Consider the following 23,775-nt stretch of genomic DNA (forward strand, 5'->3'; position numbering starts at 1 on the left):
GCACCGCCCTGCACAGTAACCGCTTCGATTCCTACTGGGACCAGAAAAACGCCGCATGAGGCATCTAAGAAAAAAATTTGTCCTGCACCCAGCGCCAGACCTGTCTTGAGTTCGATATCGACCTTTTTCACTCCGTCGATGTGCTTTAACTGTTTTTCAATTCCATAAACGCAGAAAGGGCATCCAAGCCCGTCGACGGCGATACTGACGTGAGAAACTTCTGCTCGGGCCTGCGCTCCGAGCAGAAGTGAAACCAGCACCATGGTGTTGAGTGATAGCAATTGCATTTTTTTCATAACGGATCCTAAGGCTTAAGTGATTGATTTTTCATTTACGTGCTTCATTTCAACGGAAGTTGCTGCCTTGGGAGCACAGGCAGGGCAGCTGCTTTTCGGCCGCATGGGCCAAGAATTCCAAATTGACGCGGCAATGAGTAACGCCAGTCCGCCGTAGGCGATCGGATTGGAAAAAACAACGAATTTGAAAATGAGAATCATGGCAAAAGCAGCGAAGCCAACAGCCAGAGGCAAGAAGCCTCGCCGCGTGTTCGCCCGATAGCCCAACGCGAGTAAGGCAAGAGCCAGAAAGATGATTGTCAGCGGCAGTAGGTAGGCGGTTTCGAGCAGAAAGCCTAAACCAAAAGAACCCAACAAGCCCGCATACGCGGGCCAGCATGCAGGGCACGCGCCCACAGGAAGAAACGCAGCCCCAACTCCTGGGACAGTTGCGAGGATTCCACGCCAGCCAGAACGCGACCTTGTTGCAGATCGAAGAGCCGAAGCAATCGTTTCGACATCGGGAGTTTTCTGGGCCGCTCTGCTCTTGTTTTGATAAAGACGACAGGAGGAAATCCCATCAGAAGGGCTTACTCCATCCACGTCTTTGCCGTTTACGAGTATAGTCGGAGAACCGTAGCCACGGACGTAATCGGGACTATCCGGGGAGCTCTTTTCCCATTCTGTCCACTTTGCCGGAATTCGAGCCTCAACAAAAGCGCGCTGAAGCTGAGTGCGGGCTTCCAAAACATTTGGGCAATCAAGGTCGTAAATGAGTTCGACTTTCATTTCGCTAATTCCTTTCCCTGTTCCATCGCTTCCAGAATGGGACAATCGCTTACCGAGCCTTCCCCGCGACACGCGGCGGTGACTTTCGCCAGTGCTTTCTTCATCCGCCGAAGCGTTCGAATCTTGTCTTCGATATCGGTTAACTTGGCTTCGGCCCGATGTTTGATATCTTGGCAAGTGGCACCGGGTGAAACACTGAGCGAAAGTAGGTCCTTTATTTCCTTAAGAGAAAATCCAAGGTCCTTCGCCCGCCGGGTGAATTGAATGCGAGTGACGGTTTCCTCCGGGTACATACGATAACCGGAGCCACTTCGCGGGGGATCTTTAATAAGCCCTTGGCGTTCGTAAAAACGCACGGTTTCTATACCTATTCCGGAGCGATTGGCAACCTGTCCCATTGTGAGTGGTTCTTGTGTCATTTCATTACCTGTTTTTACCATTAAGGAAGAGTTTACACCTAGTAGTATACTACAGGGTCAAGGGATATACTGGAAAAAATATTTTGACTAATCAAAATTAATATTTTTACTTATCAAAATATGAATTCTCCTGCTTTTATTTATTCTCTCGGTTTGTGCTTCGCCGCTTCAATCGCCAACGCAACTCCTCTGGTCACAGATAGGCCCGACGCGACGGAATCCAGCTCGGTGGTTGGAGATGGAGTGGTGCAACTGGAAACCGGCATTCTCCTGCTAGAAGGTGGATCCAGTAACGAAATCACCAATGTTTTTGGTACCTTGGTCAGAATTGGGTTGGCGGACGATTGGGAACTACGCGCAGGGTGGGACGGCTATAACTTTGCGGATGGGGAAAACGGAATTGGGGATTCCTTTGTCGGCTTCAAGAGATACCTGAAAGCTGAAAACGGGACGAGTCCCGAGATGGCTCTTATCGTTCATACGACTCTTCCGGTTGGAGATAAAAACTTTTCTTCGGATGCGTTTGATCCCAGCTTCCTTTTGGCCTTTTCGCATAGCTTGAGCGAATCGCTTTCGCTCGGATATAATGTTGGAGCCTCCGCAAGCTCATTTGTAAAGACGAATGGAGACAAGGGCACTCTGACTTCCGCCGATTATTCGATCGCGCTCGGTTATGGCATTGATGATCGAGTCGGAGCCTTCATTGAGATTTTTGGTTCGGTGGGGCTTAGTTCGCCCGAGTCTCCCGTTTCGTTTGATGGCGGTTTTACTTACCTTATTAACGACGACACTCAACTTGATTTATACGGTGGACTGGGTTTAAACCACTATGCGCCGGATTGGTTTGTGGGGGTGAGATTTTCGAGGCGTTGGGGTTAAGTGGATACTATAGAAGCGAACTCATTTGTCTATTTGGAAAACTTCCCGATTGAAAAGATTTCGGGATGTGGGAAAATTCACAGAGGTTGGATGGATTTCGGATCCTTATTTTGAATAAGTGAACCCCAAGCCTAACCACAGGTAATGCCCAAGTGTTTCTTCCGGTAATTTATTTATAGGTGAAGTGAACCCCAGGTGGATGTTGATATCCAATTCATCACTAAGTGTAATCGCACTTTCGACGCCCAATTGGTAATGGTTCACGCCGTTGTGCTCCCCTGAAACGTAACCTTCGTTTACTCCTATGAGAAAATAGGGTGTTAGGGTTATATTATTTTTTCAATTTCTTTAGAGGCTACCAACTCAAGGAATGTCCCTCCAGTATCAGCTGAATAAACGATTGCCGCATTTAACTCAAAGAAATCAAAGCTATGATTTCCAACTTCCAGGCTGATCTCATGGTCGGACGTATTGTCTACGGAAAAATCCAACCACGTGTAGCCGAATTTTAAGTGGAATGGGTCCAAGGGCATTAAATATGCAATTCCAAGGTTTAGCTCCGAATAGTTTGTGCTCGTGCCTTCCGCATACCAGGCAGCCAAAAGTAGTTCACCAATTTCGAAATGATTATTCCACTCCAGAGAAAGGGATCCAATTCCTCCCTCGTGCAGATTGTTCCGTCCTTCCGAAATGTATTTGCTATCCCAGTGGCTGCTTAAAGTCAGCAATGATTCATGCTGTTCATCGGGATGATGATGCAAAATATGTCCCGGTTGCAAGGTTTGAGCGATCATCTGACTTAAGCTGCCTGTCAGGACAAAGAAACTGGTAATGGTCAAACGGAACTGCATGGTGAATCGTTTTTTGAACAAGTTGTTTGGTCTTTGGAAGTTGATTTAGAACTTTGAACAACCAAATAGTTGTATGGCAGGTCATTTTTAGGAACCATTAGCTTCTATCTGTGAAAATTTTACGAGTCACTTAGTTTTCACCTAAATTTAGATATTTGGTTAGGAATTGAGTTTGATATCGACTGATTAAACTCGCACATATGAAACGAGTGAATGAAAAGCCGATATTGTTTTATGACGGGGAATGTGGACTCTGCCATCGCTTCGTAGTGTTCGTCTTAAAGCACGAAGAGTCCGCCTATTTTCAATTTGCGCCTTTGGAGGGTGAAACTTTCAGGGCCAACTTTTCAACGGAGGAAGCGATTGAGTTTCCGGATAGTCTTATTCTTCTATCTGAATCCGAAGACTTGCTCATGCTTTCTGACGCTGCCGTTTACGCGATGAAAACGCTCTCACCTGGATGGCGTCGGGTGGGAAAAGTGATGGGTGTTTTCCCGAAGCCTTTACGCGACTTTGGTTACCGCTTTGTTGCCGCTATCAGAAAAAAGATTTTCAAGAAACCAGAGGGAGTATGCCCCTTGGTTGCCCCTGAATTGAGGGAACGTTTTTTGCCTTAATTAGGCTGTCTACCATTCAGGTCTTTATTACTTCGTTAAGTAACCGTGTTTGTCCAGGAAGACCAACATGTCTCCTACCGTTTTGTAGTAATAGGGGTTTTTACCGTTGTTGTAATTGAAAAATCCATGAGTCTGATCCCGATACGCGAAGATTTCACACTGACTGCCTACTTTGTCCATGGCACGTTGATAATCGTAGGCTTGTGTAATCGGAACCGTCGTGTCCGCCATTCCGTGAAATATGATGGCGGGTGGAATGCCTTTTTTGACTGCCTGCAAGGGAGAGGCTTTTTCCCCAACGAGTTTGGACGGATCCAACGCTGGGTTGAACAACAGCTGCAGACTGGGGTTGAGAGGAATGCCCAGGTCGTCGTTAGGTGAATCGAAACCGGGGAGAGTGGCCACTGCGGCGGCCAAGTGTCCTCCTGCCGAGCCACCACCTACAGCGATGCGATCGGGGTCAATGTTTAGCTCCTTGGCATGGGCGCGAACCCATCGGAAGGCGGATTTCGCATCTTTAATGCAAGGGGAAATATCCGGATGTTCGCTGTCGCCGACGTAGCCTCGGTATTCTACGGAGATGGATACGATGCCAAAGCCTGTTAGGGTCTTTCCATGTTCAAAGAATTGTCCGGCCTTACCTTCCCGCCAGCCACCTCCATGGTACCAGACGATGGCCGGAGATGGGGTCGATTGTTTTTCAGGTTTGAAAATAAAAAGGGCCAGATTACGGCCTTCGACTTTTTTGTAAATGACGACTTCCGGGTCCTGAGCGGATAATACTCCGGTGAGCACGAGAGAGATGATTAGGGGCAATAGTGTTTTCATTGTGCTGTTTGTTAGCTGTAGGAGCGGGTTTATCCCGCGATTGATCCTTGATGCTCGTTATTGTATTTGGGTAGGGCTACCTCGCCGAGGGCGCCGATTCGGACAGATCGGCGATCTGTCCCTACCTTGAAAAATCCTATTTCAACCTTACCTCAATATCGCTGAACCAGAGTCCGCCACCATCGGCATTTCGATGATCGGTGGAAATGGTGATTCCGTTGAAGTTCTCATTTCCTTTCCAAATCGTGGGTCGACCTTCGCCTTCGCCACCTCTTATGAAGTTCCAGGCGGTCACATTGTAATCTTTGTCATAGAACAGTTCATACACATCTCCAGGCGTATAGCCGTCTTCTTTATTATAAATAACCCGCAACTTCTGAACCGTCGCACCACTGATCGGATCTTTCACGTTCTCCTCTTCCTCAAAGTTCAGGCTAGGATCCCAGACAATCTGAAACGGAAACAGCAACCAAAACACATCGTTTATGAAGTTCTGATCGATTTTCGGATCCATTCCTTCTCCACGGGTATAAGTTACTTCGTCCTGGTGTGAATACACCCTGTCTTCTTTCGGGTGCCAGGTCCAGGTCCTGCCAAATTCAGCGCGCGGACTTTTAACGTTAAAGGTATAGGTAATCGACTCGACCTTGTTCCAGTTTTTCAGCCCGTACTTCTGGGCTATGAGGTAAGCAGCGTCATGAGCGTAAGTCGTTGAGTTGAGCACTAGCACTAGAAGAAACGGAAGGAGAATTTTCATATCAATAGGTTGAAGTGGAGTAGGTTGACTTGGGCCATGCGGCTTAGCAATTGGAATTTAATTTGCATTAACAGCACGGGAAAATAAAAAACACTGAAACCCAATGCCATTTGGGTTGGTTCAGTGTCGCGGTCAATTACTGGTCACCACAGATAAAGGTGGAATCCTCCCGCGGTCAACATGCCGAGGACTGTCCCTGCGATCAAGTCTGATGGGTAGTGAACTCCCAGGTATAAACGCGATAGCACCACCAAAAGAGCCCATCCACCGACAACAACGGTTATCGGATGACCAAAAAACCATAAAGAACAGAATAAACCCACTGAGGTAGCGGCGTGTGTGGACGGCATGGAGTGGTTCTTCGGTACCCAAACGATGGCCTCATGCTCTGCAATTGCGACGAATGGTCGGGGACGCTTCAGCAGCGGGCGCAAGATAAAGTTGCCAATCCCCCAAGCCACAAATGCCGGTAACATGGAAAGCAAGAACTGATCGCTGATCGGCGTGGATTGCCCAGTTCGCCTTAGTAGGTACAAGCAAGCAGCCAAAACGATCCAAACTGGGGCTGACCCGGAATAGGTGGCGATTTGCATCAACCAGGTCAGCGGGCGGTTGCGCAAACGATTACACGAAAGGACTATCGTCCGATCCAATGCCAGAAGCTGTGTAAGTATGTCCTTCACTACCGCTCGGAGCCAAAGTGCAAGCTGGATGTGTCAATCGCGAGATGTTTGGTATGGCACTCATTTTTCCAGACACTGCTCCATCCTCGATTGAGCTTCATCGTGTAGATTGATAACAATCCGGCTGGTGTACTATTTGCCTTACCTGATCCTTGGAAAATCATTCTCAAATGGTGTAACGGAAGGCTTACCTTACGAGCACTTTATTCGAATTGTTTTCGGGGTGGATACCTCAAACGCTTACGTCTTTATCTAATGGGCGTGGCAAGGAACATCCATGCGGTAAAATGGCCTCACCGCTAATTGGTGAATTTTATCAGGAACTACAACTCTACACACATTCAGGTGGCTTTACACTATCCTTGATGGATTATGCTCATGAACCGTTACTTCGATTGACAGAACGAGTGGGACGCAAAAAAATCCACCACTTATGGAGTCTACGACCGAAGCCTGATATTATGATTTCAAACGCACACACCTTTTACCTCTCAGGGAAGGCATGGTGGCAGGAATCTTCGCTCTTTCAGAGGTGGACCCCCGCCTCTCTCCTCCTGTTGTTTCTTGGACTACATGGACTACTTGGGGGACTTCGTAGCGACCATTTCGTGATTTCTGCAACGATGGGTGTGCTCTATTACATAGGTCCCCTGGGGCATTTCCTGCTTCGTTTCCTCATGCCCTTGTTGGTCGTCTTAATCGTTTATGACTCTCAGCAGTACTATGCCCCGCTAATCCATCTGAGATCAGCAGTTCCACATCCTTATTTCCTTCTGAATCTCCGATTACCTTTACGTCTTTACTGTCGATTTCGTCCGGATCAACAGCCAGGTTGAAAAAGATTGAGAATTGTGCAAATTGAACGTCGGTGATATCATTAATCGCGTCCAGGACCTCAACAAAATTAAGAGTCGATTTGACGGCAGGCAATGGATCTGTTATGCCTTGGGTTAAGGCAGCTATTTCTCCGGCAGGAATAGTGGTCTCGACTGTTCCGATACCTTTGACTCCATCCAGCAGATTAACAGAATAGCCTCCGTTGGCAGTCGCATCCAGAGGCCCCATCCAATATTCGGCCGTGATTTTATCGGCCTGTTGGTCGTCAACCGAATAAAATCTATAGGGTATCGATTTTCCTTCCGCCTCTCCACTGCCTGTAATTTCCAGGATTTGGGAGTGGATTGTGTTAACTTCAACGTCCTTGTTAAAGTCGATAAACAGCTTCACGAGGCCAAACCCGAGAGGACCGGTCAGTTGGCCTTCACCGTTCAAGGGCGGATCGAAGCTCACATCCAGAACCGCCGGCATGGGATCGTTGATGTCCTGGACAAACTGTATGAGTTCCCCCGCTGGAAGAAATAGTAACTCTCCTACGCCACTCCTCACCTGATCCGCTACCAGCTTTAGCGAGTAGGTGCCGTTGGCACTGGAATCGAAAGGACCCAGTGTATACCAGGCTTCGGTTATGCCATCTTCTTTAAAAAACCTGGTGTAATAGCTAATAGGTATTGTTTTTCCAAGGGTTTCCCCTGCGGATCCTTCGCATACAAGGTCGCCTTCACCGACAGTGTTAGTGATAACTTGATGGTAGTTAATTGAAAGAATTAAGGTTGTGCCTCCCTTGGAACCGGTCAGTTGTTTTTCCTCCCCAAATATAGCAGTGAAGTTGTTACCTGTAATTCCATGGTCGGCAAACAGTCCAGGGCACAAAACAGTCATTGCCGCGCCGATTAGTAGGGGGATTTTGAATGAGAGTGGTGTATATTTTATAATCGATTAATGTATGGATAAACTGGATCCCGCAGAGAGTGGGGTTTACTGACTGTCGAAGGTAAAAGCAGATTTAGGATAAATCGATTGGCTCGTTGAAAAACCGATTAGAATATCAGAAGTTTTCAGACTTTGGGCAAGGAAGAATTTAATGGACGTTGTGAAATTTATACATGGTACGCCAGGGCAATCGCGCTGGTTTCTTGGGCAAGTTTCATAGTCAAGCTGGGTTTTGGCGTTCCCAGGTTTGTCTCGATTGTTCCGACTGAGCATTTAGGCTCGGGTAACCGCCAGTGAGGAACAACGGGAGCAACTAAAAATAACCGCGACGTAAGAGAAGAGTTAGTAGGTAATAAAAAGCCTCCATAGCTACTAGATAATGATGTGTAAGAGGATTATCTGTTTAGGGTATGAAAGCTGTTTTAAAGAAGTTGGGCTTCTTTAATGCGAATAGTTTAGTCCGAATAGGCTTTCTGAGACAAGCCCTGTTTCATAGTAATGCAGTGGTGTGATAGAGTGTGTGACACAGGGGAGTCTTGCGGCTCCTAAGATTTCTTATCCTGGTATTTGGTTTCCCCTTGCAACCTAGGAGGGCAGGGAATCCGATGGGGCATGCCTATTCTGAAAACACTGTTTCTTTCCTCGGTCTTTTTATTCTTTCAATTAACGGTAGTGAGTGCTGAGGAGAGCACACGTATCGTTATGGGTAATCTTACGAGTTCCACTACGGGGGCATCGCCGAAGCTCGAGATTTACCTGCCGGTAGAAAAAGGACGCAGTGACATCGGCGTCATCATTTTTCCCGGAGGAGGTTATCGAGGATTAGCTGAACATGAAGGAGCCGGTTACGCACATTTCTTTCAATCGAAGGGAATTGCGGCTTTTGTCGTTGAATATCGATTGGCTCCGGGAGGGCACAAGCATCCGGCGATGCTGGAAGATGCGTTGGCGGCGATTCAAACCGTTCGTTCCCGTGCGGCTGAGTTTGGGGTCGATCCAATCAAAGTGGGTGTTATGGGTTCTTCAGCCGGAGGTCATTTAGCCGCTCACACGGTTACGGCATACGGGGAATACTCAGAAAAGCTAAGACCGGCTTTTGGCGTTCTCTGTTATCCGGTTGTTGAGATGGATGGAGTTTATACCCACAAAGGATCACGTCAGAATCTTCTGGGCGAGGCTCCTTCCCGGGAATTGAAGCGCTCGGTTTCGCCCGAACTTAAAGTGACTACAAAGACACCTCCTTGCTTTATCTGGCATACGGTTGAGGATCCGGTTGTTCCGGTTGAAAACAGCCTGATATTTGCTTCGGCTTTGCAGGCTCACGGCGTTCCTTTTGAGCTTCATGTTTTTCCGAAAGGGCGGCATGGACTCGGAATGAAAACTGATTATGGATGGGAAGATTCCCTGGTTCGCTGGTTGGGGAAATTGTTTGAGTGAGGGTAGGTTTGCTTTGGTGTCAGGCGTTGGTATTCAGTGACGAGAAACACGAAATTAAACGATCGGTCGGGTGTTAATCTTACCGGACTCTCGTTATAGAGTCTTACCATACTAAGACGAAGAATTTTTGGTAGATTGGGATCGCCGACTCCATCGAGAGGTAATCCGGACCACCTTTCTATGAATCTGCTAGAACATTCCCTTTGGACTTTGCCACAGGGTTATAATTTCACTTTCGATCAATCGCGGTGCGATCCTGGCCGAAGGGTAGAACAGAAAGCCTTTGATACAACGTGGTCTCGCCACGTGGAGTGGCTTTCTGACCTGCGCGATTTCAATTACTTATTTAAACAATTAAAAGAGTTAAAAAGTACTTGTGGTATGGGTAAGGTGGTTTGTATGGTTTCAGCGTTCTCAAACTCTTTTGTTCTCCATCATGATGCTCCGATTCGTTTCTAAAGTTTTTTCTGCTATCTTTCTATTCTCACTTTTGCCTGCAATGGCATATGCCAATGCTCATGAAGCATCGGTGCCAGTCCTGGATTCTGGCGATACCGCCTGGATGCTTACTGCAACCGTTCTTGTCTTGTTTATGACTTTGCCCGGACTCGCTTTATTTTATGGCGGGCTGGTGCGTTCCCAGAATATCCTCTCCGTGCTAATGCAGTGTTTTGCTGTAGCCTGTCTTGCTTCGGTCCTTTGGGTCGGCGGTTTGTATAGTCTCGCATTCTCGGACGGAAATTCCTGGATCGGGGATTTTCAACACCTGTTTCTGAAAGGAATTTCGGTAGGTGAACTGAATGGTGGTACCTTTCCTGAAACGGTGTTTATCATGTTTCAAATGACCTTCGCGATAATTACCCCTGGTTTGATCATTGGTGCGTTTGTCGAGCGGATGAAATTTTCAGCCATCCTCCTTTTTAGTACGTTATGGCTGATTGTAGTATACGCCCCGGTTTGCCACTGGGTATGGAGCAGTAACGGTTGGATGTTTAATAACGGAACGATCGACCTGGCAGGCGGTATCGTGGTTCACGCTACAGCCGGAGTTTCGGCTCTGGTTCTGGCAAAAATGTTAGGTCCCAGAAAGGATTTCCCGAATCGGTTACATCCGCCACACCATCCGGCGATGGTGATGATTGGTGCTTCCATGCTTTGGGTTGGTTGGTTCGGCTTTAATGCCGGATCGCAAGTGGCCGCAAATGAGGCTGCAGGTATGACCATGTTGGTCACTCATATTTCCGCCGCTGTAGCCAGTTTAACCTGGATGGGTATTGAGTGGATGAAAACTGGGAAACCTGGTTTGGTAGGAATTGTTACCGGTGTGGTTGCGGGTCTGGCGACAATTACTCCCGCTTCCGGCTCAGTGGGACCTATGGGTGCTATGTGCATCGGGTTTCTGGCCGGGTTCGTCTGTTACTTTGCCTGTGGCATCGTTAAAAACAAATTGAAAATCGACGACTCCCTGGATGTCTTCGCCGTTCACGGAGTGGGCGGAATAATGGGGACTGTTATGGTTGCCGTGTTTGGGGTCGCCGCCTTTGGTGGTTCCAGCGATCATCAAATCGGTGCTCAGCTCGTTACTCAGATTAAAGGAGTTGGCTTTACGGTTCTGTGGTCCGCCATTGGAACCGCAGTCATTGTTTTCATCTGCCGAATGACCACCGGATTACGGGTGGATGAAGAAGCAGAGCACACAGGTCTTGACCAAGCAGAGCACGGTGAAACATCATATAATTTCGAATAAACTTTATTCTATTCTCAATCCCGACGAATTCTCATGAAATTAGTAAAAACCATTATCAAACCTTTCAAACTGGAAGACGTTAAAGAAGCCTTATCTGAAGTTGGAGTTGTCGGAATGACTGTGACTGAGGTTAAAGGATTTGGTCGGCAGAAAGGCCATACCGAGATTTACCGCGGAAGCGAATATACGGTTGATTTTATCCCGAAGACCCAGATCGAGATTGTTGTCGACGACGGCATGGTTGAAGAGGTGATTAAGGCGATAGTGAAATCCGCCAAAACCGGAAAAATTGGTGACGGAAAAATCTTTGTCATTCCTGTCGAAGTTGCGGTGCGAATTCGTACCGGTGAGACAGACACGGACGCTTTGTAATTAGTCGTTCGCTCCCCAAAAGGGACATTTTAATTTTATAGCTACTCAGCATTTTTCGCTGAGTAGCTATTTTTATCGCCAAGGTGCCGACAGTTTCTTAACTAACATAATCACTTTGTTGTTATGGATATTGAAGAAACACCCACGCCTCGGAAAGGCACGCACCCTATTCTATGGGGCGCTTTAATACTTATTATTTTCAACGTCTTTCTATTTTTGGGGAAAACGCTCTATGAAAATAAGAAGTCGAAAGAGAATAAAATAACCTCAATCAGTGCCGATACTTCTGATTTTTTGCCGGTCGCTAAAGTAGATGCCCAACCCTTGATTTCGGCTACACGTCGATTACTGGAAGCTTTGGATTATGTAGGGGCTCCACTGGGAGAGGAGGACTTGATATCAATTCAAGCACTGGTGAAGGAGTCGGATGCAGAAATGGTGATAACTGGAATCCAGGCTATTTTGGACAGGTATTGCGTTGCCAGTGTTCACATCAATCCGGAAAGCCGTGTAATGGTGGACACGGGTCCGGTTGAAAAGAAACTGGTTCAACAGGGTTGGCGGACATTTTTGGTCAAAGTGCATAACGAAGCGGGCATAACGCCTCAGCTTATTGCCGAAAGCCCGAACGCCGCTCCCCAGTATCGTAGGAGCACCGGTTCCAATGCACCTTCCATGGATATTTCCATGGCTGATGTGGCTCAGCGTTGGCTCGACCTTGAAATGGTAAATGGTCGGCCATTAAATCCACGGTTGTCTGGCCTCGCTTTGGAATACCGCATCATTCAGCTATATAGTAGGGATGTTGGGCATCGAGAAGCTACATTGGCTTTCCACGTGGGACAGGGGACTCAGGATATAGGTTTTCGAAATGAGACTGCGATTCTATTTAATTGTGAGCAGGCGGTTGAAGTTATACTCGGAGTTAAAGACTTCGATGGAAAAGGAACGAGTGCAGCGTTTGTGATTAAAGACGAAGATGGCCGTGTGTATCCGAACCCGGCACGACGTCTTGCCCCCGATTTTTTCTTTCACGATCAAGTATACCGGGCTGATGGAGAGTCGGTGTTATTGCCGCCAGGAAAGTTTAGTGTTACGGTTTCTCGTGGACCTGAATATATTCCGCAGGATTCGGAGCTAATTGTTAAGGATGGAGTTGAAAGGCAGACCGCGAATTTCAAGCTTCAGCGATGGATTCATATGGCTACCCAAAGTTGGTATTCAGGGGATCATCACGTGCATGCCGCCGGTTGCGCTCATTATGAAAATCCGACCGAAGGTGTGACTGCTGAAGACATGATGCGACATATTTTGGGAGAAGATCTCAATGTAGGTTGTGTACTTACCTGGGGCCCTTGCTGGTATGCGCAAAAGGATAATTTTGAAGGACAGATCTCCGCACTGTCCAAAGATGACTACCTCATGCGATATGATGTGGAGGTGAGTGGATTTCCTTCCTCACACGCTGGCCATCTTTGTTTGCTGCGTTTGAAGGAAGACGATTATCCCGGAACTACATTGGTAGACGAATGGCCCAGCTGGACCTTGCCTGTTTTAAAATGGGGGAAAGATCAGGGTGGGGTGGTCGGTTACAGCCACAGTGGTTGGGGGCTTGGCTTGCCCGATATTGGGCCGGATGGGGAAAGGCTTGCTACGATGCCATATCGAAATCCTGGTCGAGGACAAGCGAGGCAGGGACGGGCAACTGATTTACTACCAGACTATGCAATGCCACCATTTGATGGAATTGGTGCCAATGAATACATAGTCGCGGTTGCTCACGATGTTTGTGATTTTATTTCGTCTGTAGATACTCCGCCCATTTGGGAATTGAATATCTGGTACCATACATTGAATTGTGGTTTCCGGGCTCGCATTTCTGGTGAGACCGACTTTCCCTGTATTTACGGCGACAAAGTCGGATTAGGGCGGATCTATGTGAAACTGGATGAAGACCAGGATCTGAATTTTGATTCCTGGGTTCAGGGTCTTAAAGATGGCCGCAGTTATGTTGGAGACGGCATGAGTCATATTATTAATTTTAAGGTAAATGATGTGGCCGTCGGCGAACCGGGATCAGCAGGTGAAATCAGTCAGTTGGATTTGGCCGTATCCGGAACTGTTAAAGTCGGATTTGATGTGGCTGCGCTTCTTCAAGCTGAGATAACAGAAGAAACACGGAAATTACAGAATGAACGGCTGGACAATAAACCCTACTGGCACATAGAACGTTGTCGAATAGGTGATACTCGTAAAGTGCCCGTGGAAGTGGTGGTAAACGGAGCTGTCGTTGCTACCAAAGAAATAGTTGCAGACGGTTTGCAACAGCACCTGGAGTTTGATGTCCCTATCGAGCAGTCCAGTTGGATCGCGGTGAGAATCCTGCCAAGCGCACATACGAATCCCGTATTTGTCGAAGTGGGGGGAAACCCCATTCGAGCAAGTAAACGCAGCGCACAGTGGTGTATTGAAGCTGTCGATGTTTGTTGGGAATCCAAGAAAGGACAAATCCGTGAATCAGAACTTGAAGAAGCAAAACTCGCCTACGATCAAGCTAAGGAAATTTATAAAGGAATTTTGGCCGAATCAGAAAGTCTGTGAGTCGAATGGGTTTTGTGCCAGTTTTCTTAAATAATTGAGGATTACCTGAATTATTCCGGAATAAAATTAGTAACCAAAGAATCTTGATTAGCGTTCGGTTTTTTGACTCCCTAGCGGAACTTTTTCAAACAAAACAAATCTTAATCACCATATGAAAAAACGTTTACTCTCTAATGTTATCGCCTTCCTTATCGCTTTTGGCGGAATGAACTTCTCCGTTCTGAACGCTGCCTCTCATGAAGATCATGGGGAGCATACCGAGCTCGGTGAGCAAATGGAAACCATCAGTAAGGCCTTCCGCACTCTACGTCGTCAAGCTGGTGACGCTTCCAAAAATGCGGCTTCTGCTGCCCTCGCTGGAAAAATGCACAAAGCTGCCCTTGCCGGACTCGAGCACGAACCTGCCTGGAAAGCTGACCAGCCAAAAGGTGAGCAAGCTGACTTCGTTAAAGGCTTTAAAAAGGAAATGGAAGTATTCGTCGGATTGCTTGCTGATCTTGAAAAGGCGTTTGTTGCAGGTGATAACGGCAAAGCTGAAGGAATCATCGAGAAACTTCGTGACCAGCAAAAGAAGGGTCACAAGGCTTACAAAGCTCCTGACGAAGAGTAGGGTCTGGGCCAATTGGTCCCATTAAGAATTTCAATGGTCAGTCCTTTCCGGGACTGGCCATTTTTGTCTGCAGACTCAGACTAAATAGTTTGAAGGATGTGCAAATTCCGAGCCAGGGAGAATTGTGGGTGTAATTGCAATATTTTGACTGACTGTTTGTATTGATTGTATCTAATGGACCGAATGAAACATCGTTCTTCAATCATCATCGCCCTCCTTCTATCCAACTTCTTCCTGGGTTTTGCCGCCAGTGCTCATGATACCCGTGTATTTGAGATGCGCACTTATTTTGCCAATGAGGGTAAACTGGATGATCTCCTGGCCCGTTTCCGTGATCATACCTGTGCTCTTTTTGCAAAGCACGGTATAGAAAATATTGGTTACTGGGTACCTAAGGATAATGCTGATAACACATTGGTTTACATTATCGCCTACCCAAGTCGATTGGACCAGGAAGTCATGTGGCGTGCATTTCTTGATGATCCTAATTGGAAGGCTGCCTACAAAGCGTCTACCACCAATGGAAAGTTGGTGAACAAAGTGGAGCGCGTTTTCATGAACGCCACGGAGTACTCCATGCCCATTAAAAAGATTCAATCGGATCCTGCGCGTTTATTTGAACTTCGCACCTACACCGCGAATGAAGGGAAGCTCAATCATCTGGATGCCCGATTCAGTGATCACACCATCGGTTTATTTGCTAAACATGGTATTGAGAATATTGCTTACTTTCACCCGATGGCTGATCAGGAAGGTGCAACGAATACACTGATTTATATCGTGGCTCATAAGGATGAGGCATTACGGACCACCGCCTTTGATGGGTTCCGTAAGGATGAAGATTGGGTTGTCGCTCGTGCCGCTTCGGAAGAAAGAGCAGGAGGTGGATTGACCATTCAAGGAGGCGTGAAATCTCCGTTTTTATTACCAACTGATTTTTCACCGATGCGATAAAACTCGGTGTTTAAAGTTGATTGGAATTTGGGTCAATTGGATACCTCTGATCGAAGAGATCTTCCTGGAATCAATTTTCCCTAACTTATAAATTATGAGCTGTTATCATTCCGCCGTACTCAATGCTTCCATTGAAAAAGTTTGGAGCACTATCTCGAATTTTCACGATATGAACTGGGCTGAAGGTGTAATAACCTCAGTAACTCCTGTAGGTGATCTTGACGGAACAGAAGTGGGGTCGAAACGAATTCTAAATGAGTTGTTTCACGAAACGCTGTTGCACGTGGATGCTGAAAGTTATTCTTTTTACTATAGCATCGACGATGGACCAGGCGTGGTAAGTAAAGATGCGGTATCCAACTACCTTGGGACCGTTAAACTACACCCTATAACAGTGGGTGGCCTGACGTGTATCGAATGGGCTTCGGATTATGAGTCCCGGGATCCTAATGCTGTCGCGGAGTTCTGTAATCCGATTTACAACGCATTGTTGGTGAGTCTGAAAAATCATTTCGCCTGAGCCAGTGTTTTGACCTGAAGTAACCAGCACCTGAAAATGGAGATTCGGTACTTTATTGGTTCTGCAACATATAATCCACGGCCAAGTGTGACATCGCTCGGACTCCGGTTATCATGGCGTCATCATCGACCAGAAAAAGAGGTGAGTGGTTGACCCCTGCGGTCTCAAGATCCACCCCCTCCGGTGTCACTCCTAAAAAGAAAAACATGCCCGGAATTTCTTTCTGAAAGAATGAGAAATCCTCAGCTCCGGTGGTCATGATACTTTCAAGCAGTTTACCTTCACCCGCAACCCGGTAGAGGGTTGGGGTCATAGCGGTTGTGAGTTCAGGGTGGTTGATTGTCGGCGAGTAGCCGGTATCTGAGCCAATGTAGACCTCCGCAGTAGCTCCGGCACTTTCAGCAATTTTTTCCGCAGTACGGGTTACTCTTTCGTGGTAGGCTGCACGAACAGCGTGGTCAAAAGTGCGGATGGTCCCGGTCATAACAACCTGATCTGGTATGATGTTGTTTCTGTCTCCAGCCTGTATCGTACCAATCGAAACTAAGGAAGGACTTTCGAGTATCGGAACTTGGCGACTTGCCACCGTCTGAAGACCCAGAATGATCTGCGCTGAAATGGTAATCGGATCAATCCCTCCCCAGGGTATAGCGGCATGGGTCTGTTTTCCTGTGACCGTGATGCGGAGAAAATCTGAGCTGGCCATGATGGGTCCCGGTTTGACGAGTAGAGTGCCTGATTCACCTGGGCGAACATGGAGCCCGAAAATGGCATTTACTTTCGGGTTTTGTAGCACCCCTTCCTGAATCATTTGTTGAGCACCCCATATAGTGGCCGGCCAGGCGCCTTCTTCCGCAGGTTGGAAAATCATTTTTACTGTTCCAGGTAAATCTTCTCGAATTCTCGCGAGCACTTCAGCTGCTCCCATGGCAATTGCCACATGGGCATCGTGTCCACAGGCATGCATTACGCCGACTTCCTTACCATCGTACTCGGTCCTCACTTTGGATGCATAAGGAAGGCCTGTTTTTTCGGTTACCGGTAATGCATCCATGTCGGCTCTCAGAGCGACAACCGGTCCTGGCTTTCCACCTTTGAGGACCCCCACAACTCCAGTTACGGCTACATTGGTTTGAACATCGAACCCCAGATTTCGCAAGTGTTCAGCTACTTTGGCCGCTGTTTGAAATTCCTGATTTGAAAGCTCCGGGTTTTCATGGATCTCGTGTCTCCATTGAATGACTTGTGGAGCCACTTCACTGGCCAGTTCATCGACCTGCTGACTGAGTCCAGCTGATAGAATAGTGGGCAACAACAAGATGAGGACTGAGCACTGTTTCATTTGGTCAAGCTATGAGGAAGGTTTGAATGCAACAAACAGAAAATAGTTGAAACATATTATTCTGGAGATTTTGTGTCTCGGATGATGATTGTTTGTTACGAATCTGAAACATTCCTGTTACATAATATTTTCTTGATTGTGACACCGGAATCAAAATTATTTGACATAATCCGTTGCTTTTAAATCTAACAATATAACTGAACTATGCTTGCTTGTTTATTATCCTTTGGGCGCCGCGATGTGTGTATGCCTGTATTAATGCTATTGGCTATTTCCGGTACTTGGCTCTCGGCTGAGCCGGATTACGATGAAATCTGGAGTAACGCCAAACTCTACGAGAACGCGGACAACCCTTTCATGCAGAATCTTGCATTGAGTGGACGTTTACAATGGGAGGCTTACTCCTTCGATTCCGATCAAGGAAACGCAAATGACACGTTGTGGCGTCGTTTTCGCTTTGGCTTCAAATCAACGGTCTTCGAAAATTGGACACTTCACTCAGAAGCAGATCTGGACCTCAACGGTGGCAAATTTTATAACCGTCTTACGGATACCTACATGTCGCGATCCCTTGGGAATGCGACCATCAAGATAGGAAAACAGTCAGCTGGATTTACGCTCGATGGAGCGACTTCATCCAAAAGTCTTATTACTCTTCAACGGAGCAACCTGACCAACAATTTGTGGTTTACTGCTGAGTATTTTACTGGGGTGAGTGTGTCCGGAGAATCGGACGATGGATGGCTCTACGATGCGGGCGTGTTCTCAACGGATGGCAACGGGGAACTAAGCCATTTTGATGCCGGCTACTTTGGCCTGGTTTCGGTAGGTCGAGATTTCTCTGAAAGCGTTGGAATCGACAGCGCGTTGATTCGTTTGGATATTGTTGAAAACGAAAAACACGCGAAGGCGAACACGCGTAGTTTTGGAGAAGTTATTTCTTTGGTATCAAAATGGGAAGACGGCAATTGGGGACTCTGGACTGATCTGTCCTTTGGAGATGGTCACAAAGGCCAAAGCGATTTGTGGGGTTTTTCAGCGATGCCTTTCTTTTATCTAAACGAAAAGCTTCAACTCGTATTTCGCTACACCCATATGGGGAGTGACAATCCGAACGGTGTTCGCCTGGGCCGTTATGAAAGCAGCGTCGTTTCGGGTCGCGGAGACCAATACGATGAGCTTTATGCTGGTTTCAATGTGTTCTTTTACGGACACAAATTGAAATGGCAAACGGGCGTCAAGAGTACCAAAATGAAGGATAGCGCAAAAGATGGCGGGGAATACACCGGTGGATTGGGTGTGACTACAGGTTTGCGGATATCCTGGTAATAGTTCATTTTATTTAAGCATTTGAGGACCCCTCCGGCAGTTGGCTTGAGGGCTCTTCTATCTTGCCATTCAAGGTCGCAATGAGTGATCTTGATGCTGAATATTTATCCAAATCAATTATGCTTTCTTCTCTTCGTTTTGTCCTTCTATTTCTCCTGTTCTCGTTTGGCCTTGCTTGGGGCAAGCCCAATATTATCTACATTATGGTGGATGATTTGGGTTACGGTGACTTGAGCTGTTTTGGCCAAAAGATGTTTAAGACGCCGAACATTGATCAATTGGCGGAGGAGGGTAGAATCTTTACTGATTACCATTCCGGGAATACGGTTTGTCGTCCTTCCCGACTGGCACTGTGGACGGGAATTGAACCTAGTCACGCACCCATTACAGGAAATGCCCCTTACGCGATGCAGGACTCCGATGTGACCGTGGGTGAATTGCTCCAGGAAGCCGGGTATATAACAGGTGGAGTAGGTAAGTGGGCCATGTTTAATGGAAAGGAAGGTCATCCCAATGATCATGGATTTGATTTTTGGATGGGTTATTTGGACCAGAGTAACGCACACAATTTTTATCCGCCTTACCTGTGGCGCAATCGCGAAAAAATTCCTTTGAAAGGTAACCTGGCAGGTCCAACTCACGAACCCTATAGGGGCCGAATAGCAAATGGCCGTGAAACCTACTCACACGATGTGATGACTGAAGAAGCTCTTGGTTTCATAAAAACGAATGCCAAGAACCCATTCCTCCTGCATGTTCATTGGACGATTCCTCACGCGAACAACGAGGGTGGACGCGTTTGGCAGGATGGAATGGAAGTTCCGAGTTACGGTGAGTTTGAGGAAAAAGACTGGCCGAATCCGGAAAAAGGATTTGCGGCGATGATTACTCATATGGACCGGGATGTAGGAAGAATAATGACTTTACTAAAAGAGCTAAGAATCGACGAAAATACCCTGGTGATTTTTACGTCTGATAATGGACCGCATCACGAAGGAAATCATGATCATGAGTTCTTTGATTCGAACGGACCACTGAAAGGCTACAAACGTGATCTGTATGAAGGTGGAATTCGCGTCCCTATGATCGCTCGTTGGCCCGCAAGGATAGAACAAGGAACCCGTTCCGATTTTGCATCCGCTTTCTGGGATTGGTTGCCAACCGCCTGTGAGTTGGCAGGTGTGAAAACTCCTGATCATGTCGACGGGATGTCGCTCGTTTCTGCATTGTTTGGTAAGGTGGAAAAACGGCTTTCTCCATTGATTTGGAAATACAATGAATCCCGTAGTGAGAAAGTTGCGATTCGCCTGGGAAATTGGAAAGCCATTCGCAATGCCGTAGACGCGGATTGGGAGTTGTACGATTTATCGACCGATATTGGCGAGGAAAGTGATTTGGCCTCCAAAAACCAGGAGTTGCTGGCAGGATTGATTAAGCTTCTTGAGGAAGGGTGAGAGACGGGAAATTAAGAGAGGTCAAAAGCAAGAAGTCCTAAGCAGATTTCAGTGTTCAGGTTTCAGATTGTATAGTTTGAAGGCTTTTTTGTAGCTGCGAGTTTTCTCCTCGTCCTTCGGCCCTTGCCCCTCGATTCATTCTACTCCACCCGAACCATATGCCATTACCTCAGGTGACCATCGGCGTGATGGTTGTCCCGAAAAACCAGATTGTTCGAATCAACTTCAAACTCAGTAACGATCAGTTTTCCCTCAAAGTATTCGGATAGGGCATACCGGGTTGTTCTGTGGATTTTTCCTTCCTTGATCTGGTATTCCATGAAACCGCCTCCAGCAGGTAGTTGTGACAGAACTTCTTCAGGAGTCATATCAGCAAAGTTCTTATTAACCACCGGGCGATCCTCCTTTCCTCCAACTGTCATGATGAATCCCTCGGTCAAAATATAATGCATATTACCTGGATCGCTTTCGGTCTTTTCATCGAGGTCGACTATGTTGGTCACCGTCCACACACCCACTAGTGGATTCGGGGTTTCTGGTGAACAACCCGATTGACTGATGGATGCAAGGCACACCAGGAGAATTGAACTGGTTAACGTGCGAATGCTTTTCATGCCTACTGGTAACGGCGCAACAAACTCTAATCTAGAGCTGCTCTATTTCGATTTTTCTAAACTCAAGCAATCCATCCTCGGCCTGGATTCCTACGTGCCCGGTAAGGTTTTTGATACTGGTAGCGGTTGTTATGACGGCCCCGTTGAGTTTTATGTTCATGGTATCACCTTTACAGGTGATTTCGTAGCTGTGCCATTCGCCGGCTGGTTTATAGACACTTTTCAAGGCTTCAATGGAGGACTTTGATTGAAATTCAGGTGCACCGTATGGGATGATGAATCCGAGTGGATACTGATGCACCGTTTCGTCAATGCATTGCACCTGATATCCGTTGTCTGGCCAGCCGTTCTCGTCGTCTTTACTGGTGGCTCCTGTTCGAACAAAGATTCCGCTATTGGCTCCCTTTTCGAGGAAGCGAAATTCCATCGTCATGGTAAAATCTCCATAAGTGCCGTTGGACCGAAGCCAACCGGTGCCTTTGTTGATTTTCATCACACCATCTTGGACGGAAAATTGACCACCGTTCTGGATTTCCCAGCCATCGAGGTTTTTACCATTAAACAGTGAAACGGTATTAGTGGAATCTTCTTTGACTGCAGAGCAAGCGATGCAAAGTGACAGAACAATGGTGATAGAGAAAATAGGGAGACATTTCATATAATTGAGTGGACTAGGGTTAGGAGAAGTAACCAAGTTCACCCACGAATTAATGGCAAGTCTACACTATTGTGATTCAGTCGCGACTTATTGCCAATATTGCAGAGGCTAGATCGAGTTTATATGAATAGATCCACCAGAGGTTCGGCTTTTTAGGATGGGGCCACCTGCATTTAGTTGGCCTTTCATAGATGAGCGCTTTGCTTCCACTCCGGCCAAAGATAAGTCGGTTTTAACGCTTCCACCGGAGGTTGATGCGTCGATCTGTAGATTGGCGTTCGAGGCAACGGAGATATAAATGCTTCCGCCTGAGGTTTTCAAATTGCAGTCCTTTGACGGTTGACCTGCGATAGTTGCTTTGATGCTGCCTCCCGAGGTCGAGGCAATCAAATTACCCGCAACGGTTTCGAGAGTTATAGATCCACCAGAGGTCGAAACGTCGGCATTACCCCTGATGTCATTGATGGTTACATTCCCGCCAGAAGTTCTACCTATCACATGGCCGTCAACGTTTTCGGCTTTAATTGATCCGCCGGAGGTCTTCATTTCAACATCACCAGTACAATCCTTTGCACGAATGCCACCTCCGGAAGTTCTTGCCGTTACATTGCCATCCACGTTTTCCATCGCGATGCTGCCTCCTGAAGTATGCAGTTTTGCATTACCCAGGAGATTGTTGAGGTCAACGGAACCGCCGGATGTTTTGGCATCAACGTCAAACGTACGGGGAATTCTTACTACGGCCATGAAATTAAGTCGAGAGCTGCGACCTCCAAACCAGCTCCATCCGCTTTGTTTGTTTTCGTAGCGGAGGACGCAGCGGATGTTATTTCCACTTTGCTCAAAGGTTAGATCCACTTTATTCAATTCATCTTCCAAATCATCTCGATCTCCCGTTTTCAAGCTGCGGGTGATGGCTATTGTTACCTTCGAACCGTCGTAAGTGTCGATTTCTATTCTGGAGGACTCCAGTTCGAGTGTGAGAACCCCAGCCCCATTAGTGGCAAAAAACTCCTCAACTTTATCCTCAATTCGTGCTGAGAGTTGCGAGCCCGCAAGGATTGAGAGAAGGAATGGGCCCCATTGGGCCAGATTAATGAGTTTTCTGTAATGCATATGAGAATTGTTGAATACTATATTTACCCAGCATTGATTGAAAAGTTGCAAAAGCATAGCTAAACAATGAGCAGACCAAAATCTTGTCAAAACCATCTGGATTTTGTAACTATAAGCTCACATTCTTATGAAGATACTTAAAATTATTCTTGGGGTCATCAGTGTGATTTTTCTGGTGGTATTTCTGGGATCCTTATTTCTGCCGAAAAGCTACTATTTTGAAAGGTCTATTGAGATTGAGGCTCCAGCGGAGAACGTGTTCCCGTTGATTGGCGAACTAAGGAATTGGCCGCAATGGTCTCCCTGGAACGAAATGGATCCAGGCATGAAAACGACTTATGGCCCGTCCACTTCAGGAGTAGGTGGAAGTAATTCGTGGGTTGGAGAAAAGGCTGGCAAGGGCAGTATGCGGATAACGGAGTATGTATCGCCTACCAGGATGACCTGTGAATTGAAGTTCAAGGATTGGGAGGATAGTCCCTCTTATGCAACTTTTACTCTGGTTCCAAACGAGGATAGGTTTACCCTGACCTGGAGCTTCAAGGGAGAATTTAGCGGGAATCCCATTAAGCGTTATTTTGGAATATTGTTCGAAAAACTGGTTGGTGAACAATATGAGACGGGATTGGTAAATATTAAAACCCTGGTTGAGGCGGAATAAATAAGACTGACGCGTACTTTTTATTTTCCCCTAGGTCCTATGTTCCGCTTGTGAATGGGAGTTGGGGAGGTGTCTAGATCATATTTCGGAATCCCATCAAACAAGGCATTTTCGTAGGCCCCTAAAATGTAGCTGGAAAGAATTCCAAATCCGATGACACTGAGGGAAAGGTAAAGTTTGAACTTGGACCTCAGTTTTATACGACTCTCGTTTTTTGCGAGGTAGCCAACGAACAGCACAGAAACTATCCAGGCGAGTGGCCATGCAAAACCGACTCCATGAAAGATAGAGCGTATTTCTCCAAACACTGAAAATCCGATAAACCCCAAAGCAATTATGAGAGAAAACATAAGGCTATTTCCTCGGATAGCTTTTAAAAGAAATCTCAGGTAAAGGAAATCCACGGATTTAGACTAAAGGGCACTTTGAATAATCAGTTTTTCTTTAGTTGAGACAAATAAAAGTTCTTGGTGGATTCGGACACACAGGATT

The 23,775-nt window shown here is 46.8% G+C and carries 25 protein-coding genes; 12 read left to right on the top strand and 13 right to left on the bottom strand.

Features of this window, described 5'->3' with window-relative positions; genetic code table 11:
• From O3C43_18640 to O3C43_18650, 3 genes are all read right to left on the bottom strand, one after another.
• Positions 1–296: heavy-metal-associated domain-containing protein (locus O3C43_18640; GenBank protein ID MDA1068509.1), on the bottom strand; the 296-nt coding region annotated here is incomplete at its 3' end.
• A 15-nt stretch (positions 297–311) separates the two neighbouring features.
• Positions 312–1,064, bottom strand: a complete 753-nt coding sequence (locus O3C43_18645; protein ID MDA1068510.1) for a MerC domain-containing protein — start codon at positions 1,062–1,064, stop codon at positions 312–314.
• A complete protein-coding gene (locus O3C43_18650) occupies positions 1,061–1,483 on the bottom strand; it encodes a MerR family DNA-binding protein (protein MDA1068511.1) in 423 nt (140 codons plus the stop codon). Before O3C43_18650 ends, O3C43_18645 begins: the two co-directional genes overlap by 4 nt.
• A 120-nt stretch (positions 1,484–1,603) precedes the next feature.
• On the opposite strand from O3C43_18650, the gene O3C43_18655 reads away from it, so the two are divergent.
• Positions 1,604–2,362, top strand: coding sequence for a transporter (locus O3C43_18655; protein ID MDA1068512.1), 759 nt, complete (start codon positions 1,604–1,606; stop codon positions 2,360–2,362).
• Positions 2,363–2,688: 326 nt separating this feature from the next.
• Here the strand turns inward: O3C43_18655 and O3C43_18660 are convergent, their stop codons facing one another.
• Positions 2,689–3,213, bottom strand: coding sequence for a hypothetical protein (locus O3C43_18660; protein MDA1068513.1), 525 nt, complete (start codon positions 3,211–3,213; stop codon positions 2,689–2,691).
• Between the two features lie 200 nt (positions 3,214–3,413).
• Here O3C43_18660 and O3C43_18665 point away from each other — a divergent pair, with 200 nt between their 5' ends.
• Positions 3,414–3,830: a DCC1-like thiol-disulfide oxidoreductase family protein gene (locus tag O3C43_18665; protein ID MDA1068514.1), complete on the top strand. Its 417-nt coding sequence runs from the start codon at positions 3,414–3,416 to the stop codon at positions 3,828–3,830.
• A gap of 27 nt (positions 3,831–3,857) precedes the next feature.
• Here O3C43_18665 and O3C43_18670 read toward each other — a convergent pair whose 3' ends face one another.
• From O3C43_18670 to O3C43_18685, 4 genes are all read right to left on the bottom strand, one after another.
• Positions 3,858–4,658, bottom strand: a complete 801-nt coding sequence (locus O3C43_18670; GenBank protein MDA1068515.1) for an alpha/beta hydrolase — start codon at positions 4,656–4,658, stop codon at positions 3,858–3,860.
• Between the two features lie 136 nt (positions 4,659–4,794).
• Positions 4,795–5,415 carry a hypothetical protein gene (locus O3C43_18675; GenBank protein ID MDA1068516.1) on the bottom strand — a complete coding sequence of 207 codons (621 nt, stop codon included), beginning with the start codon at positions 5,413–5,415 and terminating at the stop codon, positions 4,795–4,797.
• A 143-nt stretch (positions 5,416–5,558) separates the two neighbouring features.
• Positions 5,559–6,098 (bottom strand): phosphatase PAP2 family protein, encoded by a 540-nt coding sequence (locus O3C43_18680; GenBank protein ID MDA1068517.1) that lies wholly within the window; start codon positions 6,096–6,098, stop codon positions 5,559–5,561.
• A gap of 675 nt (positions 6,099–6,773) precedes the next feature.
• Positions 6,774–7,817 (bottom strand): hypothetical protein, encoded by a 1,044-nt coding sequence (locus O3C43_18685; protein ID MDA1068518.1) that lies wholly within the window; start codon positions 7,815–7,817, stop codon positions 6,774–6,776.
• Positions 7,818–8,480: 663 nt separating this feature from the next.
• On the opposite strand from O3C43_18685, the gene O3C43_18690 reads away from it, so the two are divergent.
• From O3C43_18690 to O3C43_18720, 7 genes are all read left to right on the top strand, one after another.
• Positions 8,481–9,305 carry an alpha/beta hydrolase gene (locus O3C43_18690; protein ID MDA1068519.1) on the top strand — a complete coding sequence of 275 codons (825 nt, stop codon included), beginning with the start codon at positions 8,481–8,483 and terminating at the stop codon, positions 9,303–9,305.
• Positions 9,306–9,741: 436 nt separating this feature from the next.
• The gene (locus tag O3C43_18695; protein ID MDA1068520.1) at positions 9,742–11,052 is read left to right on the top strand and encodes an ammonium transporter; all 1,311 of its coding nucleotides are present in this window, start codon (positions 9,742–9,744) and stop codon (positions 11,050–11,052) included.
• A 33-nt stretch (positions 11,053–11,085) separates the two neighbouring features.
• Positions 11,086–11,424, top strand: a complete 339-nt coding sequence (locus O3C43_18700) for a P-II family nitrogen regulator (GenBank protein ID MDA1068521.1) — start codon at positions 11,086–11,088, stop codon at positions 11,422–11,424.
• A 123-nt stretch (positions 11,425–11,547) separates the two neighbouring features.
• Entirely contained in the window at positions 11,548–14,025 is a 2,478-nt protein-coding gene (locus tag O3C43_18705; GenBank protein MDA1068522.1) for a CehA/McbA family metallohydrolase, read from the top strand.
• 151 nt (positions 14,026–14,176) lie between these two features.
• Positions 14,177–14,635, top strand: a complete 459-nt coding sequence (locus O3C43_18710) for a cytochrome b562 (GenBank protein ID MDA1068523.1) — start codon at positions 14,177–14,179, stop codon at positions 14,633–14,635.
• 183 nt (positions 14,636–14,818) lie between these two features.
• Complete coding sequence (locus O3C43_18715) at positions 14,819–15,589, top strand: NIPSNAP family protein (GenBank protein ID MDA1068524.1); 771 nt, start codon at positions 14,819–14,821, stop codon at positions 15,587–15,589.
• 91 nt (positions 15,590–15,680) lie between these two features.
• Positions 15,681–16,109 carry an SRPBCC family protein gene (locus O3C43_18720; protein MDA1068525.1) on the top strand — a complete coding sequence of 143 codons (429 nt, stop codon included), beginning with the start codon at positions 15,681–15,683 and terminating at the stop codon, positions 16,107–16,109.
• A gap of 52 nt (positions 16,110–16,161) precedes the next feature.
• Here O3C43_18720 and O3C43_18725 read toward each other — a convergent pair whose 3' ends face one another.
• Positions 16,162–17,451, bottom strand: a complete 1,290-nt coding sequence (locus O3C43_18725) for an amidohydrolase (protein MDA1068526.1) — start codon at positions 17,449–17,451, stop codon at positions 16,162–16,164.
• Positions 17,452–17,655: 204 nt separating this feature from the next.
• Here O3C43_18725 and O3C43_18730 point away from each other — a divergent pair, with 204 nt between their 5' ends.
• Together O3C43_18730 and O3C43_18735 are read left to right on the top strand one after the other, a co-directional pair.
• The gene (locus O3C43_18730; GenBank protein ID MDA1068527.1) at positions 17,656–18,780 is read left to right on the top strand and encodes a porin; all 1,125 of its coding nucleotides are present in this window, start codon (positions 17,656–17,658) and stop codon (positions 18,778–18,780) included.
• A 119-nt stretch (positions 18,781–18,899) separates the two neighbouring features.
• Positions 18,900–20,234, top strand: a complete 1,335-nt coding sequence (locus O3C43_18735; GenBank protein ID MDA1068528.1) for an arylsulfatase — start codon at positions 18,900–18,902, stop codon at positions 20,232–20,234.
• 164 nt (positions 20,235–20,398) lie between these two features.
• On the opposite strand, the gene O3C43_18740 is transcribed toward O3C43_18735, so the two are convergent.
• The 3 genes from O3C43_18740 to O3C43_18750 all read right to left on the bottom strand — a co-directional run bounded on the left by O3C43_18740 (position 20,399) and on the right by O3C43_18750 (position 22,622).
• Entirely contained in the window at positions 20,399–20,848 is a 450-nt protein-coding gene (locus O3C43_18740) for a hypothetical protein (protein ID MDA1068529.1), read from the bottom strand.
• A gap of 31 nt (positions 20,849–20,879) precedes the next feature.
• On the bottom strand, positions 20,880–21,506 hold the full coding sequence (locus O3C43_18745; protein MDA1068530.1) for a DUF1080 domain-containing protein: 627 nt from the start codon (positions 21,504–21,506) through the stop codon (positions 20,880–20,882).
• A 108-nt stretch (positions 21,507–21,614) separates the two neighbouring features.
• Positions 21,615–22,622: a DUF4097 family beta strand repeat-containing protein gene (locus tag O3C43_18750; GenBank protein ID MDA1068531.1), complete on the bottom strand. Its 1,008-nt coding sequence runs from the start codon at positions 22,620–22,622 to the stop codon at positions 21,615–21,617.
• Positions 22,623–22,749: 127 nt separating this feature from the next.
• Here O3C43_18750 and O3C43_18755 point away from each other — a divergent pair, with 127 nt between their 5' ends.
• Positions 22,750–23,283, top strand: a complete 534-nt coding sequence (locus tag O3C43_18755) for an SRPBCC family protein (GenBank protein MDA1068532.1) — start codon at positions 22,750–22,752, stop codon at positions 23,281–23,283.
• Positions 23,284–23,303: 20 nt separating this feature from the next.
• Here O3C43_18755 and O3C43_18760 read toward each other — a convergent pair whose 3' ends face one another.
• Entirely contained in the window at positions 23,304–23,633 is a 330-nt protein-coding gene (locus O3C43_18760) for a hypothetical protein (protein MDA1068533.1), read from the bottom strand.
• Positions 23,634–23,775 lie beyond the last annotated feature (142 nt).

It is taken from the genome of Verrucomicrobiota bacterium (assembly GCA_027622555.1).
Lineage (GTDB): Bacteria > Verrucomicrobiota > Verrucomicrobiia > Opitutales > UBA2995 > UBA2995.

Excerpts from the sequence above, each read along its gene's own strand:
- O3C43_18645 (MDA1068510.1), bottom strand. The coding sequence starts at position 1,064 with ATGAAAGTCGAACTCATTTACGACCTTGATTGCCCAAATGTTTTGGAA.
- O3C43_18650 (MDA1068511.1), bottom strand. The coding sequence starts at position 1,483 with ATGACACAAGAACCACTCACAATGGGACAGGTTGCCAATCGCTCCGGA.
- O3C43_18655 (MDA1068512.1), top strand. The coding sequence starts at position 1,604 with ATGAATTCTCCTGCTTTTATTTATTCTCTCGGTTTGTGCTTCGCCGCT.
- O3C43_18660 (MDA1068513.1), bottom strand. The coding sequence starts at position 3,213 with ATGCAGTTCCGTTTGACCATTACCAGTTTCTTTGTCCTGACAGGCAGC.
- O3C43_18665 (MDA1068514.1), top strand. The coding sequence starts at position 3,414 with ATGAAACGAGTGAATGAAAAGCCGATATTGTTTTATGACGGGGAATGT.
- O3C43_18670 (MDA1068515.1), bottom strand. The coding sequence starts at position 4,658 with ATGAAAACACTATTGCCCCTAATCATCTCTCTCGTGCTCACCGGAGTA.
- O3C43_18675 (MDA1068516.1), bottom strand. The coding sequence starts at position 5,415 with ATGAAAATTCTCCTTCCGTTTCTTCTAGTGCTAGTGCTCAACTCAACG.
- O3C43_18685 (MDA1068518.1), bottom strand. The coding sequence starts at position 7,817 with ATGACTGTTTTGTGCCCTGGACTGTTTGCCGACCATGGAATTACAGGT.
- O3C43_18690 (MDA1068519.1), top strand. The coding sequence starts at position 8,481 with ATGCCTATTCTGAAAACACTGTTTCTTTCCTCGGTCTTTTTATTCTTT.
- O3C43_18695 (MDA1068520.1), top strand. The coding sequence starts at position 9,742 with ATGATGCTCCGATTCGTTTCTAAAGTTTTTTCTGCTATCTTTCTATTC.
- O3C43_18700 (MDA1068521.1), top strand. The coding sequence starts at position 11,086 with ATGAAATTAGTAAAAACCATTATCAAACCTTTCAAACTGGAAGACGTT.
- O3C43_18705 (MDA1068522.1), top strand. The coding sequence starts at position 11,548 with ATGGATATTGAAGAAACACCCACGCCTCGGAAAGGCACGCACCCTATT.
- O3C43_18710 (MDA1068523.1), top strand. The coding sequence starts at position 14,177 with ATGAAAAAACGTTTACTCTCTAATGTTATCGCCTTCCTTATCGCTTTT.
- O3C43_18715 (MDA1068524.1), top strand. The coding sequence starts at position 14,819 with ATGAAACATCGTTCTTCAATCATCATCGCCCTCCTTCTATCCAACTTC.
- O3C43_18725 (MDA1068526.1), bottom strand. The coding sequence starts at position 17,451 with ATGAAACAGTGCTCAGTCCTCATCTTGTTGTTGCCCACTATTCTATCA.
- O3C43_18730 (MDA1068527.1), top strand. The coding sequence starts at position 17,656 with ATGCTTGCTTGTTTATTATCCTTTGGGCGCCGCGATGTGTGTATGCCT.
- O3C43_18735 (MDA1068528.1), top strand. The coding sequence starts at position 18,900 with ATGCTTTCTTCTCTTCGTTTTGTCCTTCTATTTCTCCTGTTCTCGTTT.
- O3C43_18740 (MDA1068529.1), bottom strand. The coding sequence starts at position 20,848 with ATGAAAAGCATTCGCACGTTAACCAGTTCAATTCTCCTGGTGTGCCTT.
- O3C43_18745 (MDA1068530.1), bottom strand. The coding sequence starts at position 21,506 with ATGAAATGTCTCCCTATTTTCTCTATCACCATTGTTCTGTCACTTTGC.
- O3C43_18750 (MDA1068531.1), bottom strand. The coding sequence starts at position 22,622 with ATGCATTACAGAAAACTCATTAATCTGGCCCAATGGGGCCCATTCCTT.
- O3C43_18755 (MDA1068532.1), top strand. The coding sequence starts at position 22,750 with ATGAAGATACTTAAAATTATTCTTGGGGTCATCAGTGTGATTTTTCTG.
- O3C43_18760 (MDA1068533.1), bottom strand. The coding sequence starts at position 23,633 with ATGTTTTCTCTCATAATTGCTTTGGGGTTTATCGGATTTTCAGTGTTT.